Raw genomic sequence first — 14,885 nt, forward strand, 5'->3', positions numbered from 1 at the left:
ATACAGCTATCCTTCGGGTGTGCGTCAGGCGGGCTGAAGCGATTTCGCGTCAGCCTTGATCATGTCAGCCGCCTTTTCTGCGATCATGATGGTTGGCGAGTTTGTGTTGCCCGAGGTGATCGTCGGCATGACCGAGGCGTCAACCACGCGCAGCCCCTGAATGCCTCTGACCCGGCAGGCATTGTCGACTACAGCGCGATCGTCGGTGCCCATGCGCGCGGTGCCCACGGGATGGAAGATGGTCGAAGCGATGTTGCCCGCGCCTTCGGCGAGTTCGGCGTCGGTCTGGTATTGCGGACCTGGCTTGAACTCTTCGGGCGAGAACTGCGCCATGGCGGGTTGGCTCATAATCTGGCGGGTCAACTTGATGGCATTCGCCGCGACGATGCGATCGCCTTCGGTTGACAAATAGTTGGGTTGGATTTCCGGCGGGGTCAGCGCGTCGGGAGCGGTGATGTGCACATGACCACGGCTTTCGGGACGCAGATGACAGACGCTCGCAGTGATGGCGGGGAAGTCGTGGGGCGCTTGGCCGAACGCTTCGAGAGTCACTGGCTGAACGTGGTACTCCAGATCGGGCGTCGCCACATCGGGGCTGGAATACGCAAAGGCTGCCAGCTGGCTCGGCGCCATGGACATCGGACCAGAGCGCTTCAGCAGGTATTCGAGGCCGATCATGCCCTTGCCAAAGAGGGTGTTCGCCATGGTATTCAAGGTCTTGGCCCCGTGCACCTTGTAGGCGCAGCGGATTTGCAGATGGTCTTGCAGGTTGCCGCCCACATCAGGAGCGTCGAGCCGGACGTCGATCCCGTGTTCTTGCAGAAGCGCGCCGGGTCCAATGCCGGACAGTTGCAGCAGTTGGGGAGAGTTGATTGCGCCAGCGCTCAGGATGACTTCGCCGCGTGCGGTGGCACGGGCAAGGGCGCCTTGGACCCGCAGCTTCAAGCCGCTGGCGCGCATGCCGTCAAAGGTCAGTGTTTCGGCCTGTGCATGGGTGACGACCCGCAGGTTCGGGCGGTTGCTGGCGGGTCGCAGGAACCCTTTGGACGTGCTCCAACGCCAGCCTGCCTTCTGGTTGACCTTGAAATACCCGACGCCAAAGTTGTCTCCAGTGTTGAAATCAGGGGTCTCGGGGATGCCAGCTTCGACGGCAGCGTGCTTCCATGCCTCTAGGATGTCCCATTTCAGGCGTTGCTCTTCGACGCGCCACTCACCACCCGCGCCGTGGTGTTCGTTTGCGCCGCCATAGTAATCTTCGGACTTGATGAAATAGGGCAGGACATCGTCCCAGCCCCAACCAGTCAGACCCATTTGGCGCCAGCCGTCATAGTCGGCCGCTTGGCCGCGCAGGTAGAGCATGCCGTTGATGGACGAGCAGCCCCCCAGCACTTTGCCCCGAGGGTAGAGCAGTTCGCGGCCATTCAGGCCCTCACAGGCGGCGGTCTTATACCCCCAATCCGTGCGCGGGTTGCCGATGCAATAGAGATAGCCGACAGGGATGTGGATCCAATGGTATTTGTCGTGGCCGCCCGCCTCGAGCAGTAGCACCGACTTGGTGGGGTCTTCGCTGAGCCTGTTGGCCAGAACGCAGCCTGCAGAGCCAGCCCCGACGATCACATAATCATAAGTCCCCAATTCCAACATGGCGCTTCCTCCCCGGTACCATCTGTCCTTGGTGCAACTATTGCCGTTATTGGCTGGACGGGAAATGAACGGTTTTGCACAATGCATGTCGAAAAACGTGCAGAGGTATTGATGCAGTTCGATTGGGAAGACATCCGCTATTTCTTGGAGACAGAGCGGGCAGGGCGCATGACCTTGGCGGCCCGACGGCTTGGTGTCAGCCACACTACTGTGGCGCGCCACATTGAGCGGCTTGAGCGCGCCATCGGCACCCCTGTCTTCGAGCGCAGCGACGAAGGCATGCTGCTGACCGAAACGGGTGAGCACATGCTCGCCCACGCGCGCGAGATGGAGCGGAACGCACTGGCGCTGGGGGATCGTTTGGGGCGTGGAGCGTCCGAGGAATTGTCGGGTGTTGTCCGTGTTGGCGCCCCGGATGGTTTCGGGAACGCCGTTCTGTCGCACATTCTACCGAAGATCCTGCGTGACAATCCAGGGCTGCGGGTGGAACTGGTCCCTGTCCCGCGCACCCACAAGCTGTGGAAGCGGGATGTCGACATTGCGATCAGTCTGGATCGCCCGCAAACCGGCCGTCTGATCATGCGCAAGTTGGTAGATTATGACCTAAGGCTTTACGGTGCGCCTGCGCTCTTGGCCAGTCCGCCCAAATCGGTCGAGGGGCTGACCAATTACCCCTTTGTCGGATACATCGACGACCTGCTTTATACTGGCGAGCTGGATTTCAACCGCCTGATCCATCCGCAACTGCAAACGGTCTACAAGGCCGCAACAGTCAAAGCGCAGCTTGACGCGGTGCGCGCAGGGGCGGGGCTGGGGGTGCTGCCATGCTTCATGGCGCATCAAACAGAGCTGGTGCCCCTCTTGACCGACGAGGTGCAGTTCAACCGGCGTTATTGGCTGCTCTATCCCGAAGAGTTTCGCGACCTACAGCGCATCCGGCGTGTGGCCGATTTTATCGTGGATGCGGTGCGGATCAGTGAGGTGCCCTTTGTCTATCAATGAATACAAACGCCGTCCTGAAATTCAGGACGGCGCCTCTTTTCAAGCACTCGGGGGAGGTTCCTTACTGCTTGATTTTGACTGTGTTTCTTTTGCCCTGCTGGCTCAGTTTGGCGATGTTGTAGTTGCCAATCTGATCAACGGTCACATTCTGTGAATCGTTGCCGGTTCCTTTGACTTTGCCAATCAAGATGTTGCCGGTACCGTTTTGGGTCAGGTTGTAGGCGCCGTTGTCGTCGTTGATAGCCAGGTCCATCAGGTTGCTCACGCCAAGCTGAGTGGTGTTGAACAGGTTGCTGGAACCAGTAATTGCCGCGACCAGAGTGTTGGCATTGCCGGTCTGGATGCTGACCACGTCGTTTGATGCACCTGTAATGGTGATCTCGTACTGGTTTTTGCCCATTACTTCGCCTTCGGCCGCCATCTGCGACAGGGCCAGTGTGTTCGAGCCGCCAGTCAGGGTGATGGTTGCTTCGTTTTCGTTGCCGGACTGCGAGGTTTTGAACAAGTTGCTGTTGCCAGTGACCGCAAGGGTCAACTTGTTGTCCAGCCCAGCTTGGAACAGGCGGTTGTCATCATTGGTCATGCCACCGTCGTAATCGGTGCTGTTGCTCTGGCCGGCAATGTCCACGATGATACTGTTGCCAGTTTGCGCTGGGTCCGCTCCTGCGACACCTTGTTGTGCACGCAGTGTGTTCGAGGCGCCTTCAACATCGAAATCCATGGCGTTCGCGTTACCGATCTGGATCAACTGAAGCGCATTCGAGTCGCCGCTCAGGGTGCCGATGCTGATATCGTTGTTGTTGCCGGTCTGGCTTGCACCGAGATCCACGTTGTCGTTCATGATCGAGACAGCCGTGATCGTGTTCGCGTCACCGTCTTGGACAAAGGCCGTCTGGTTGTTATCGCCGGTGATCATTGTCATGCCAGTCACGTTGCCCGCGCCGTTTTGCAGGATGCCGAACTGGTTGTCGTTGCCGGTAGCATTCCACCAAGCTTGGTTCTGATCTCCTGTCTGCGAGATGATGCTGCTTGTTGCGGAAATTCCAGATGCGAAGCGTGCGGTCAGACCACCGTTACCGTTGCCATCACCAGTTACGGTGATCGAAAGGGCGTTACTGTCGCCGTTCTGTACCAGGCCTGCGGTGTTTCCGTTTACCGCACCAGCCGAACCAGAGTTGTTTTGCGAGATCGTGGCAGAGTTTCCAGTCCCGCCGCCTTGGGTTACGTTTGTGATCAGGTTTGCCATGCCGGTCTGAGACAGCGATATGGTATTTGCAGACCCTTCTTGGGTGATCACTTCACCGTCTTGGCCAATGCGGTTGGCGCTTGCGATGCCGGACACTGCTCCGCCGTCTTGCCGGCTCTGGTTGATTGTGATCGAGTTAGCATCACCACTCAGGGTGTTGCTCTGTTGGATCGAGGTCACAATGTTCGCAGACTCAGCGGGTGTATTGTTGATGGATGAGCCCTGAGTGATTGAAATCGCGTTCTGGCTCGCAGTGGACCCGCTCACGCCGGTCTGCGTGATCGACTGAACAACGTTGTTGTTCTGGTTCTGTGTGATGGTGGTCGAGTTGCGGTCGCCAATTTGCTGAAAGCCAGTCCCGACGGTGCCGACGCTATTGCTGTTGCCGCCCTGTGTCACGGTCAAAGTATTCAGGGTGCCATTCTGAATTGCGTAGATATCGTTTTCTTCTTCGTTCGCGATCAGGCCTACCTTATTCAGGCCGCCTTCTTGCGTGATAGTGGCTGTGTTGTCGTCGCCAAATTGATCAAGTAGCGCGGCATTGTCCACATCCTGCGCAGCGACTGACGACGAGATAACCGCAATCGATGCAGAATTGATGAGAAGGGCTTTAACTTTCATTTTGTATTCCGATCAGTGAGTGGTTCGACTTGCTTTTTGTTGTGTGCAGATGCACCCGTTCCCGCCACTGCGCCCGTAAAGTTTCGCAGCCATACCATAGATTTTATTTATCTTTTCACACACACTAACGACTGGAGGGTGTCGCAAGTATAGTGCCACCTTCATAATCTCGAATGTGAGCCGTGGAACCCCAAAAGTGTAATTAATAGTTTACATGCGCACGCACTATGGAGATTGGGTTACACCCGTACGGATATAAATTAATACCTAAGTTTGTAATTACGTCTTAACGAGTGGGTAAATTCTACTAGAGACTGTAATTAATTTATTGGTGCAACTTGTTACAATATCTGTAAATAGCATTTGCAAAACAATCGTCCCCGAAAAGCAGGCAGGCACATGGCAGATCGAATCACTCTGGTACTCGTCACAGCGCTGTCGCTTGCGGCAGGGCACGCGGCGTCGCAGGACTTGGTCTATCAGCCAGTGAACCCTAGCTTTGGGGGCAGCCCCCTGAATTCTGGGCATCTTCTGTCTATCGCGAATGCGCAGCGGAATGCGACGGCATCGGACTACGAGGCGCCCCGGTCCTCTAGTTCGTTCAGCAGTGCTTCGACCGGGCTCTCGCAGGCAGAGCTTTTTGCCCGACAGCTTCAGAGCCGGCTCTTATCGTCTCTGTCCAGCGAAGTGGTTGAGGCCATTTTCGGGGATGACCCGCAGGAAAGCGGCAAGGTGGTGTTCGGCACTACAGAAATCACCTTTGATCGCGGGGTCGACTCGATCGACTTGACGCTCACGGATACGGTCGAGGGTACTGTGACCGAGATATCGGTGCCCCAGCTGGTCGTAAACTGATGGGGTGGTTGGTCAGAACCGCGGTGGCTGGTGTGGTCGCGCTAAGCCTGTCCGCGTGCGATGCGAACCTTCCGGGGCTCTACCGTGATCTGGACAATGCGAAATTTGAAGCCGAGCAGAGTCAAACAACGGATCAGTCGCAGGCGCTTTTGAATGTGCCCGCGCCAGCGCGAAAGATGACGGTGTCGGTGTTTGAAATGCCTGACCTAAGCGGTCAGTACAAAGAGACATCGACAGGGCAGAACCTGTCCCGCGCGGTCACGCAGGGTGCCGCCGACATCTTGATCAAATCTCTGGTCGAAGCCGGAGGGCGTCGTTGGTTCAGTGTTTTGGATCGCGCCGCATTGGATAGCCTTCTCAAAGAACGTCAGATCGTTACGGAAATGCGCCGTATCTATCGTGGCGAGACAGAGGTTGATCCCGCTGCACTTGGGCCGATGGACCACGCCGGAATCATGATCCAAGGCGCGATTGTGGGCTATGACTCGAATATCGTGTCTGGGGGCATCGGGGCGCAGTACCTTGGGATTGGTGCAAACCGCAGATACAAGCTGGACGTGGTAACAGTGAGTTTGCGTGCGGTGTCCACTGGCTCTGGCGAGGTTCTGGCCGCAGTCATGATCCGTAAGCCGATCGCCTCGATATCAACGCAGGGGAATGTTTTCCGCTACGTGGCGTTGGATGAAATTCTGGAAAGCGAACTGGGTGTCGCCATGAACGAGCCCAAGCAGGTCGCGATCGAGGCGGCGGTACAAAAGGCTGTGCTGACCCTGATCGCAGAAGGGGTGGATGTCGGGCTGTGGGCGTTTGCCGACCCAGATGGCGGGAAAGCGTTCCTAGAGGCTTATCGTCGTGAGAAGTACGGGCAGGGCGCAACGCCGGTCGAACCGGTGTCTGCTCAGACCAAGCGGAGCCTGTTCATCCCGCGAACCGTCCCCGCAAAACCTGAACCCGATGAGGTCTCCGCTCCGATCACCACACGTCCAAACGAAGGGGTCGCCCCTCCCGTTGATCCATCGTCGGACGAGGTTTTGGGCTAGGATATCAAACGGTGCCACCCTTCAGTTTCGAGGGGGGCGAAAGACACATAGAATTCACGGAAAGGAGGCCTGTTACCCTACGTCACATCATGGCACTTCAAGGAAAGAAAAGAACATTTCCTTGTCTGAGCCATGCATCACTTCCTGAAACATATCTGTCTGATTTCTCTTGTTTTTGGTGTCCCTCTGGGGGCTGCCGAGGCAGGTGCGAACAGGATCCAAGTCAGTCAGTTGCAGATCGGGACCCCGCTTGAAGACCCGTCGCTCTTTGTCCGTCCGCTCATTGCCGAACTGTCGGTGACTGGGACGCACAACGACATTGAATTGCGCCAAACGGGTTCTGGGCACGAGGCCAACCTGACGGTCTCTTGTTCGGACTGTCTTGTTCTGATTGAGCAGACTTCGGTCGGCGAGGTCGCCAGTATACGCCAAGCCGGATCCGGCAATTCACTGGTTTTGTTTCAGGGGCATTGAAACCTTTTCACCTCGGAGATCGTCATGAGGTGCATGAAACACACGACATTTCTGCTCACCGGTCTTTTGTGCGCGCCCCTGTCTGCTGTTGCTGACGGGAACAAGCTCTATCTGCTTCAGAACACTCCGACCCAAGGCGATGCCGAGGGGAACCGGATCGAGGTGGACCAGTCTAACTCGCTGTATTCTGAGTTGGGCAGAGAAGACGCGCCCTTGGTGCAAGATGGCTTCGCAAATGCCGCCCAAATCGTGGTGGAAGGGGCAGGGTCGCAAGTCGCACTATCGCAGGCGACGCAGAATATTGTCGGAAACCAAGGTGTTATTCTAGCCTACGACGGTGCGAATGCTCGGTTAGAGCAGACAGGTACCCAAAACAGCGGAACAATCAGTCTGAGCGGTGTGAACCTCGAAGGTACTCTGATCCAAGAAGGAAGCCAGCTCACTGGAACCCTCATTGCTGTCGGAGACAACGCGACCGCGTCCCTCACACAAACCGGAACGGATCTGAACGGGCGGCTCGAAGTCGAAGCCTACAATAGCTACGTCAGCTATACGATGGAGGGGAATGGCCTTTACAACCCAGGCGCTCCCGTGCGCATCTTCACGTTAAATCGCGATATTTCGGTCACCCAGCGCAATCTTTGGGGCAACGGGAACGGCAACGGAAATATTGGCAATGGCAACGGGAACGGAAACAACGGAAACGGCAACGGGAACAACGGCAACACTGGCGGCAATAATGGCAATGGGAACGGAAACGGAAACGGCTCATGAAGGGGTTTTGCACTGCGGCACTGGCCGCGGTTCTGACAGTTTGCAGCAGTTTTGCGCAGGGGCAGACACTGAGTGATCTGATTTCGGCTTTCTCCGGCGAGTGGTATTCTTTCGACCGAGTGCGCGCGCAAAGCGGTGGTGTCTGTGAAATAGACCTGACGACTGAGACGCTTGGAAATGTGTTTGTTGCCCGCTCTAAGAGTTGCGGCGCTGGCTTGGATTTGCTTGGAGCTTGGGGGATTGCCGACGGGCAAATCGTTCTCTTGACCGAAGATCAGCGCACTCTTGGGGTTCTGGGTGGCAATCAAACCCGCATGACTGGCGACGACCTTGCTTCGGGACGAAGTCTGATCCTTGAACGGCGTCAGCCCAGTGGTTTCGTCATCACACTGCAGCAGGCCATCCGAAATCAAAGCTGCCTCTATGTCGGCTATACAGCCGATTGTTCTGACAAGACCGATGTCGCCCAACTCTTGGCAGCGAAGGCCGACGCCACCGTGCCACTGACAACAGCAGCACGGCTGAACCTGCGCAATCAGCCTAGACGGGACGCGCCGGTCGCGCTTGTGTTGGATAGACTGACACAGGTGTCTGCGTTGGAATGCCTGACAGCGAGCGATGGCATCTGGTGCAAGGTCGATGTCGACGGCACCGTAGGATGGTTGGCCCGCAATGGCTTGCGCCAACAAAAATGGGCCGTGACAACATTCGAACTGGCGACCGAAGGGCCGGTCTTAGAAGTCCAACCCTAGGTCAAGGGTTTTCGCCGAATGGGTCAGTGCGCCCGAACTGATGTAATGCACGCCCGTTGCCGCGACCTCTGCCACGCGGGGCAACGTCATGTTGCCCGACGCTTCCAGCACCAGCTTGCCCGCGTTCATGGCTACGGCTTTTTCCAGAGTCGGTGTGTCCATGTTGTCCAGCAGCACGACATCTGCGCCGCCGATCTCCAGCACCTGCTCCAGCTGTTCCAGAGTATCGACCTCGATCTCTACCCGCATCATGTGGCTGGCCTGTGCTTTGACAGCGTCCAACACGGGCGCAATGCCACCCGCTGCCGCGATGTGGTTGTCCTTGATCAGGATGGCATCGGACAGGCTGAAGCGGTGGTTGAACCCGCCGCCGTGCAGAACCGCTTGCTTTTCCACCAGACGTAGACCGGGTGTGGTCTTGCGCGTGCAAGTGATGCGGCAATCAGTGCCCTCGGTCTCGGCCACATAGCTCGCGGTCAACGTTGCGATGCCAGTCAGACGGCCCGCAAAGTTCAGAGCGACCCGCTCGCCAGACAGAATGGACGCCGCGCTGCCTTCGATGGTCATCAGCACGTCGCCCTTGGCACAAGGCTGGCCGTCCGCAATCAGCGTTTCAATTTTCAGCGTAGGGTCCACCAGATGGAACGCTATCCGCGCGATCTGCATGCCGGAAACAACGCCAGCCTCGCGCGCATTCAGCCGTGCGGTATAGGTCACATCCGCGGGGATCACTGTGCGCGTGGTGATGTCGCCATAGGTGCCAAGGTCCTCGGCCAGCGCGTTGCGGATCACAGGTTCCAGAACCAGATCGGGCAGGGGGGAATTCATCGCTTACTCCTTGGCGTAGCGGGCGCGGATATCCATGGCGTCCGCCAGTGTCATCACGGACCTCTCGCCGGTCGGGTTGGTCTGCGGGAAGTCAGAGCGGAAATGCGCTCCGCGGCTTTCTTCGCGTATCAAAGCGGCGGCGGCAATCAGCGTTGCGGTCGCAGTCATGTTTTTCAAGGCGTCGCAGTTCGGCTGGCTGAACTCGATCAGGTAGATGCGGGCCAGCGCGTCCTTTAGGTCTGCGCCATTGCGGACGACCCCGACCTTGTCGGTCATGATTTGGCGCAGGTCCGCCACAAGATCCTCGCGTGGGGCGGCGATAGAACCTTGGGTTTCCACCAGCACTTCGGGTGCCGGAGCCGCGTCGCCAAGACCTGCCATGATCGATGTGGCCGCACGGCGCGCGTAAACCAAAGCCTCGAGCAGCCCGTTCGACGCCAGACGGTTCGCACCATGCAATCCGGTCGAGGCACATTCGCCGCAGCACCATAGCCCGTCCAAGGACGCGCGCCCTTCGTCATCTACCTTGATCCCGCCCATATGGTAGTGGGCCGCAGCAGCAACGGGGATCGGCTGGGTGACAGGATCGATGCCGGACCGCAAGCATGCTTCGGCCACGGCGGGGTACTGGGTCATGATCTCGGCGCCGATGGCCTCGCGGGTGTCCAGAGCGGGTTCGTAGCCCGCTTGGGTCTGCGCATAGATGCCACGGGCTACGATGTCGCGGGGGGCGAGTTCGGCGTCGGGGTGCAGGCGCTCCATAAACCGTTTGCCCTGCTTGTTGATCAGGATCGCCCCTTCGCCGCGCAGGGCTTCGGTGGCCAAGGGGGCAGGGTCCTCGCCGCACGCAATTGCGGTGGGGTGGAATTGGACAAACTCGGCATCGGCAATCTCGGCGCCTGCGCGGGCGGCCATGCCTATCACCTGTCCGCGAATGCGGGGCGGGTTCGTGGTCAGTTTGTACAGACCGCCAGAGCCGCCACCCGCCAACAGATGCGCCGCGCCCTGCACCAGCACCGGCGCGGCGCGCTCGTCTCCGGATTGAGAGACCCAGACGCCTGTCACACGGCCATCGACGACTTCTAGCCCCGTCGCTAGGTGCCCTTCGAGCACCTGCACCGATGGGGTCTCCCGAACCGTGGCAATCAATGCCTTCATGATTTCCGCACCCGCTTGGTCGCCCCGCACGCGCACGACGCGGGCAAAGCTGTGGGCGGCCTCGCGGCTCATGACATACCCGCCATCGTCCGTCCGGTCGAACGGCGTGCCAAGGGTGGTCAGGTTCAGGATATGCTCGCGTGCCTCGTCGCAGACGGCGGTCGCAACGTGGGCATCGACGGTGCCTGCGCCCGCCAACACGGTATCACGGGCGTGGTCTTCGGGGGTGTCACGGTCGTCCATCGCCGCCGCCACGCCGCCTTGAGCCCACGCGGAACTGGCCCCTTCGCCCAAAATCTCGGGCGAGATCATCAGCACGGGGTAGGGCGCAATGGTCAGCGCCGCATAAAGCGCGCCGAGGCCAGCCCCGACGATCACCACCCGTTCGGTGGTCACACTGGTCATAATAGGATCAGAGCCCCAGTTTCTTGGACATGTCGATCATGCGCTGGACAGCGACGCGCGCCCCTTCGGCCACCTCAGGATCAACTTCGATCTGTGTGGTCATGGTGTGCAGGCTCCAGAGCACTTTTTCCAGAGTGATCATCTTCATGTAGGGGCACATGTTGCAGGGGCCGACGAAATCGACCTCGGGCAACGAATCCGCGATGTTCGACGCCATCGAACATTCAGTCACCAGCATCGCCTTTTTTGGCTTGTTGTCAGTGACGTATTTGATGATCCCACTGGTCGAACCACTAAAGTCCGATGCCTCGACCACCGAAGGCGGGCATTCGGGGTGGGCGATGACCACGGTGCCAGGGTTCCATTCGCGGAACTCGTTGATGTCCTGCGCGGTGTACTGCTCGTGAACGATGCACGAGCCTTCCCACCAGACGATGCGCTTGTTCTTGACCTTTTGGGCCACGTTCTGCGCCAGATACTGGTCGGGGGTCATAATGACGGTGTCCGCCTCCAGCGCCTCGACGATCTGGATCGCGTTCGAGCTGGTGCAGCAGATGTCCGATGCGGCCTTCACCTCGGCGGTGGTGTTCACATAGGTGACCACGGGCGCGCCGGGGAACTGCTTGCGCATCTCTTCAATGCCCGCAGGCGTGATGCTTTCGGCCAGCGAGCAGCCAGCTTCCATGTCGGGCATCAGCACGGTTTTTTGAGGCGACAGAATTTTGGAGGTTTCGGCCATGAAATGCACGCCGCCCTGAACGATCACGTCGGCTTCGACCTTCGCGGCCTCGATCGCCAGCTGCAGGCTGTCGCCGACAACGTCCGAGATTCCGTGGAAAATGTCCGGCGTCATGTAGTTGTGCGCCAGAATGACCGCATTGCGCTCGCGCTTCAGGTCATTGATCGCCTTGATGTAGGGCGCGGCCTGCAGGAAGTCCGGCGGTGTGACCACGCGGTCCATCTTCTTGTAGATGTCCGATAGGCTCTCTGCCAACTCGGCCGAGGGACGCAGGTCGTAGATCTCGGACAACTCCGAGCGGACGGTGTTCATATCGAGCACTTTAGGATCCTCCTAGTGCGCGTGACCCGGGGCCAGTCGTTCTGTCTGGCGGATGCGGGCCGGCGCCATTCCTTTACCGGCAGGCGAGATAAAACGAGGCCTTCTTCTACAGGTGTTTCCTGCGGGGTCAATGTCGGCGGAGCCAGTTTCACCGCCCATCACCCTAAAATATGTAGGAATTATGACGCGAAATACCACCTATGATTGTTCTGGGTGCGTCATTCCCCATGCTCAAGTGTGATGCAAATCCGCCGATGACGCTGTGGAATTCGCAAAAGTGAACAAAGAATATCTAGGCAAATCAATCGGACAGGGTCATATAGGACGTCACCCGTTCCATCCATTTGGTACAGTGCCGTGCACATTCGTCTTGAAAAGGTCAATCATATCCGCCGCCAGCGCCGGTATTGCGTGATTTCCTCGGGGCAGACGCTCTTTGGAGAATGGTTTGTGCAACGCGAGACGGGACGCATCGGGTCGCAAGGCGCGCAGCAAAGCGTCGAATATGTTAGCAGCTGGCAAGAGGCCTATGAGGCGATCGAACAAATGAAGCGCGAAACCTGCCGCAAGGGCTACGCGCCGATCCCCGTGCAATTGCATCTATTCTGAAATCATCCGCGACTTCCTGCCGCTGTTGCCTGTTAAATTGGGGGCAAACGGTGAATTTTTGGCGTTTTTCGTTTCGGTATACAATGGCACACATTGACTTGGTGCCGCGTCCGATCTAAGGCAGAGGCGACTAAGCGGCGCGCATACTGCCCGTCGCCCACGGCGTCAGATTTCGGAGAAACGAAGCCATGACAAAAAGCGATACCCCCGACATCATTTATACCATCGTTGACGAAGCGCCCGAGCTGGCCAGTGCATCGCTGCTGCCGATCATCCGCTCGTTTGCGGGCAAGGCCGACATTAGCGTCGAAACTCGGAACATCTCGGTGGCGGGCCGTATTCTGGCCGTGTTCCCCGAATACCTGACCGAAGAGCAAAAGATCGCTGACGATCTGGCTGGTCTGGGTGAGCTGGTGAAGACCCCCGATGCCAACGTCATCAAGCTGCCAAACATCTCAGCCTCGATGCCGCAGCTGAACGCCGCGATCAAAGAACTGCAGGACAAGGGCTACGCTGTTCCCAGCTACCCCTACGATCCCCAAACCGACGAAGAGAAAGACATCCAGAAGCGCTACGACGGGATCAAAGGCTCTGCCGTGAACCCCGTTCTGCGCGAGGGTAACTCTGACCGTCGTTCGGCCAAAGCGGTCAAAGAATACGCCAAAGCCAACCCCCACCGCATGGGCGACTGGTCGGCAGACAGCAAAACCCACGTTGCGTCCATGGACGGCAACGACTTCTACGCCAACGAAAAGGCGACCACCATCACGGCCGATCAGGCTGGTGGCGCAAAGATCGTCTTCACCGGCGAAGATGGCAGCACCAAAGTCCTGAAGGACGGCCTGTCCTACGAAGAGGGCACCATCGTCGATGCAACCTTCCTGTCGGCGTCCGCTCTGAGCGCCTTCGTCAAACAGGAAATCGCGTCGATGGAGCCGGGCGTTCTGTTCTCGGTGCACCTGAAAGCGACCATGATGAAGGTCTCGGACCCCATCATCTTTGGCCACTTCGTCAAAGGCTATCTGGAAGACTTCATCGCCAAGCATGGCGACAAACTGAAAGAACTGGGCTTCAACCCGAACCAAGGTCTGGGTGATCTGGAAGCCAAGATCGCAGGCAACGAAGAGCTGGAAGCAGACTACAAAGCTGCGATGGCCGCGAAGCCCGATATGTACATGGTGAACTCCGACAAGGGCATCACCAACCTGCACGTGTCGTCGGACGTGATCATCGACGCCTCGATGCCCGCAGTGATCCGCGCTGGCGGTATCGGCTGGGGCCCCGATGGCAAGCCTGCACCGACCAAGTGCTGCATCCCCGACAACTGCTACGCCGGTGTCTATGACGAGACCATCGAGTTCTTCAAACAGAACGGCAAGCTGGATGTCACCACCTGTGGCGCTGTGTCGAACTGCGGTCTGATGGCCCAGAAAGCCGAAGAGTACGGCTCGCACCCCACCACCTTTGAAATGGACGCCCCCGGCACCGTTCAGATCGTTCTGGACAGCGGCGAGGTCATCCTTGAGCACAAGGTGGAAACCGGCGACATCTGGCGGTCGTGCACCGCGAAGAAGCTGCCGATCCTCGACTGGATCAAGCTGGGCATCAACCGTACCAAAGCGACCGGTCTGGCAGCCTTCTGGCTGGACGCAAACCGCGCCCACGATGCAGAGCTGATCAAATACGTCGAGCCCGCGCTGAAAGAAGCCGGCATCGAAATCCCGATCATGGCACCCCGCGAAGCAACCCGCTTCACGCTGGAGAACATGGTTCAGGGCAAAGACGTGGTCACCATCACCGGTAACGTTCTGCGCGATTACCTGACCGACCTGTTCCCCATTCTGGAACTGGGCACCTCGGCCAAGATGCTGTCGATCGTCTCGCTGATGCAGGGCGGTGGTCTGTTCGAAACCGGTGCTGGCGGTACCGCACCCAAGCACGTCCAGCAGGTCATCGAAGAGAGCCACCTGCGTTGGGACAGCCTTGGCGAGTTCTGCGCTCTGGGTGAATCGTTCAAGTTCCTAGCGGGCAAGGGCGATGCGAAAGCCGGCGTTCTGGGGGATGCGGTTGAAGTCGCAACCCAGAAGGTTCTGGAAAACGACAAATCGCCCAAGGGCCGCGTTGGTCAGCTCGACAACCGTGGCAGCCACTACTACTTCGCCAAGTACTGGGCAGAGGCTCTGGCCGCTCAGACCGACGATGCAGAGCTGGCAGCAGCGTTTGCACCGATCGCCAAGGAACTCGCAGATAAAGAAGAGGCCATTCTGGCCGAGATCGCAGAAGTCGACGGCAAGCCTGGCGACATGGGCGGCTACTACCTGCTGGATGCAGACAAGGTTGCCGCCATCATGCGCCCGAGCGCGACCCTGAACGCCATCATCGGCTAATTCAGCTGTCCATACGATTTTGAATAAGCG

At 58.4% G+C, this 14,885-nt stretch carries 13 protein-coding genes; 8 read left to right on the forward strand and 5 right to left on the reverse strand.

Translation table 11 applies throughout. The annotated features are described in order from the left end of the window. Nucleotides 1-24: 24 nt before the first annotated feature. Nucleotides 25-1,644 carry a GMC family oxidoreductase gene (locus N4A58_RS09815; RefSeq protein WP_293709117.1) on the reverse strand — a complete coding sequence of 540 codons (1,620 nt, stop codon included), beginning with the start codon at nucleotides 1,642-1,644 and terminating at the stop codon, nucleotides 25-27. A 111-nt stretch (nucleotides 1,645-1,755) separates the two neighbouring features. On the opposite strand from N4A58_RS09815, the gene N4A58_RS09820 reads away from it, so the two are divergent. After that, on the forward strand, nucleotides 1,756-2,646 hold the full coding sequence (locus N4A58_RS09820; protein ID WP_293709118.1) for a LysR family transcriptional regulator: 891 nt from the start codon (nucleotides 1,756-1,758) through the stop codon (nucleotides 2,644-2,646). Between the two features lie 61 nt (nucleotides 2,647-2,707). Here N4A58_RS09820 and N4A58_RS09825 read toward each other — a convergent pair whose 3' ends face one another. Then, nucleotides 2,708-4,513: a hypothetical protein gene (locus N4A58_RS09825; RefSeq protein ID WP_293709119.1), complete on the reverse strand. Its 1,806-nt coding sequence runs from the start codon at nucleotides 4,511-4,513 to the stop codon at nucleotides 2,708-2,710. Between the two features lie 399 nt (nucleotides 4,514-4,912). Here N4A58_RS09825 and N4A58_RS09830 point away from each other — a divergent pair, with 399 nt between their 5' ends. The 5 genes from N4A58_RS09830 to N4A58_RS09850 all read left to right on the forward strand — a co-directional run bounded on the left by N4A58_RS09830 (nucleotide 4,913) and on the right by N4A58_RS09850 (nucleotide 8,408). Further along, a complete protein-coding gene (locus N4A58_RS09830) occupies nucleotides 4,913-5,368 on the forward strand; it encodes a curli assembly protein CsgF (protein ID WP_293709120.1) in 456 nt (151 codons plus the stop codon). After that, on the forward strand, nucleotides 5,368-6,408 hold the full coding sequence (locus N4A58_RS09835; RefSeq protein WP_293709121.1) for a CsgG/HfaB family protein: 1,041 nt from the start codon (nucleotides 5,368-5,370) through the stop codon (nucleotides 6,406-6,408). The genes N4A58_RS09830 and N4A58_RS09835 overlap by 1 nt, the downstream gene beginning before the upstream one ends. Nucleotides 6,409-6,540: 132 nt before the next feature. After that, nucleotides 6,541-6,882, forward strand: a complete 342-nt coding sequence (locus N4A58_RS09840; protein WP_293709122.1) for a hypothetical protein — start codon at nucleotides 6,541-6,543, stop codon at nucleotides 6,880-6,882. A gap of 33 nt (nucleotides 6,883-6,915) precedes the next feature. Next, nucleotides 6,916-7,656, forward strand: coding sequence for a hypothetical protein (locus tag N4A58_RS09845; RefSeq protein WP_293709123.1), 741 nt, complete (start codon nucleotides 6,916-6,918; stop codon nucleotides 7,654-7,656). Then, nucleotides 7,653-8,408 carry an SH3 domain-containing protein gene (locus tag N4A58_RS09850; protein WP_293709124.1) on the forward strand — a complete coding sequence of 252 codons (756 nt, stop codon included), beginning with the start codon at nucleotides 7,653-7,655 and terminating at the stop codon, nucleotides 8,406-8,408. Before N4A58_RS09845 ends, N4A58_RS09850 begins: the two co-directional genes overlap by 4 nt. On the opposite strand, the gene nadC is transcribed toward N4A58_RS09850, so the two are convergent. The 3 genes from nadC to nadA are packed head-to-tail and all read right to left on the reverse strand — an operon-like array spanning nucleotide 8,391 to nucleotide 11,859. Further along, on the reverse strand, nucleotides 8,391-9,236 hold the full coding sequence (gene nadC / locus N4A58_RS09855; RefSeq protein ID WP_293709125.1) for a carboxylating nicotinate-nucleotide diphosphorylase: 846 nt from the start codon (nucleotides 9,234-9,236) through the stop codon (nucleotides 8,391-8,393). The genes N4A58_RS09850 and nadC overlap by 18 nt on opposite strands. 3 nt (nucleotides 9,237-9,239) lie before the next feature. Then, the gene (locus N4A58_RS09860; RefSeq protein WP_293709126.1) at nucleotides 9,240-10,799 is read right to left on the reverse strand and encodes an L-aspartate oxidase; all 1,560 of its coding nucleotides are present in this window, start codon (nucleotides 10,797-10,799) and stop codon (nucleotides 9,240-9,242) included. A gap of 7 nt (nucleotides 10,800-10,806) precedes the next feature. Beyond that, a complete protein-coding gene (gene nadA / locus N4A58_RS09865) occupies nucleotides 10,807-11,859 on the reverse strand; it encodes a quinolinate synthase NadA (protein WP_293709127.1) in 1,053 nt (350 codons plus the stop codon). Between the two features lie 357 nt (nucleotides 11,860-12,216). On the opposite strand from nadA, the gene N4A58_RS09870 reads away from it, so the two are divergent. After that, entirely contained in the window at nucleotides 12,217-12,468 is a 252-nt protein-coding gene (locus tag N4A58_RS09870; RefSeq protein WP_072706719.1) for a WGR domain-containing protein, read from the forward strand. A 188-nt stretch (nucleotides 12,469-12,656) separates the two neighbouring features. Next, entirely contained in the window at nucleotides 12,657-14,855 is a 2,199-nt protein-coding gene (locus N4A58_RS09875; protein WP_293709128.1) for an NADP-dependent isocitrate dehydrogenase, read from the forward strand. The last annotated feature ends 30 nt before the right edge of the window (nucleotides 14,856-14,885 follow it).

Source organism: Donghicola sp. (assembly GCF_025210255.1).
GTDB classification, from domain to species: Bacteria; Pseudomonadota; Alphaproteobacteria; order Rhodobacterales; family Rhodobacteraceae; genus Donghicola; species Donghicola eburneus.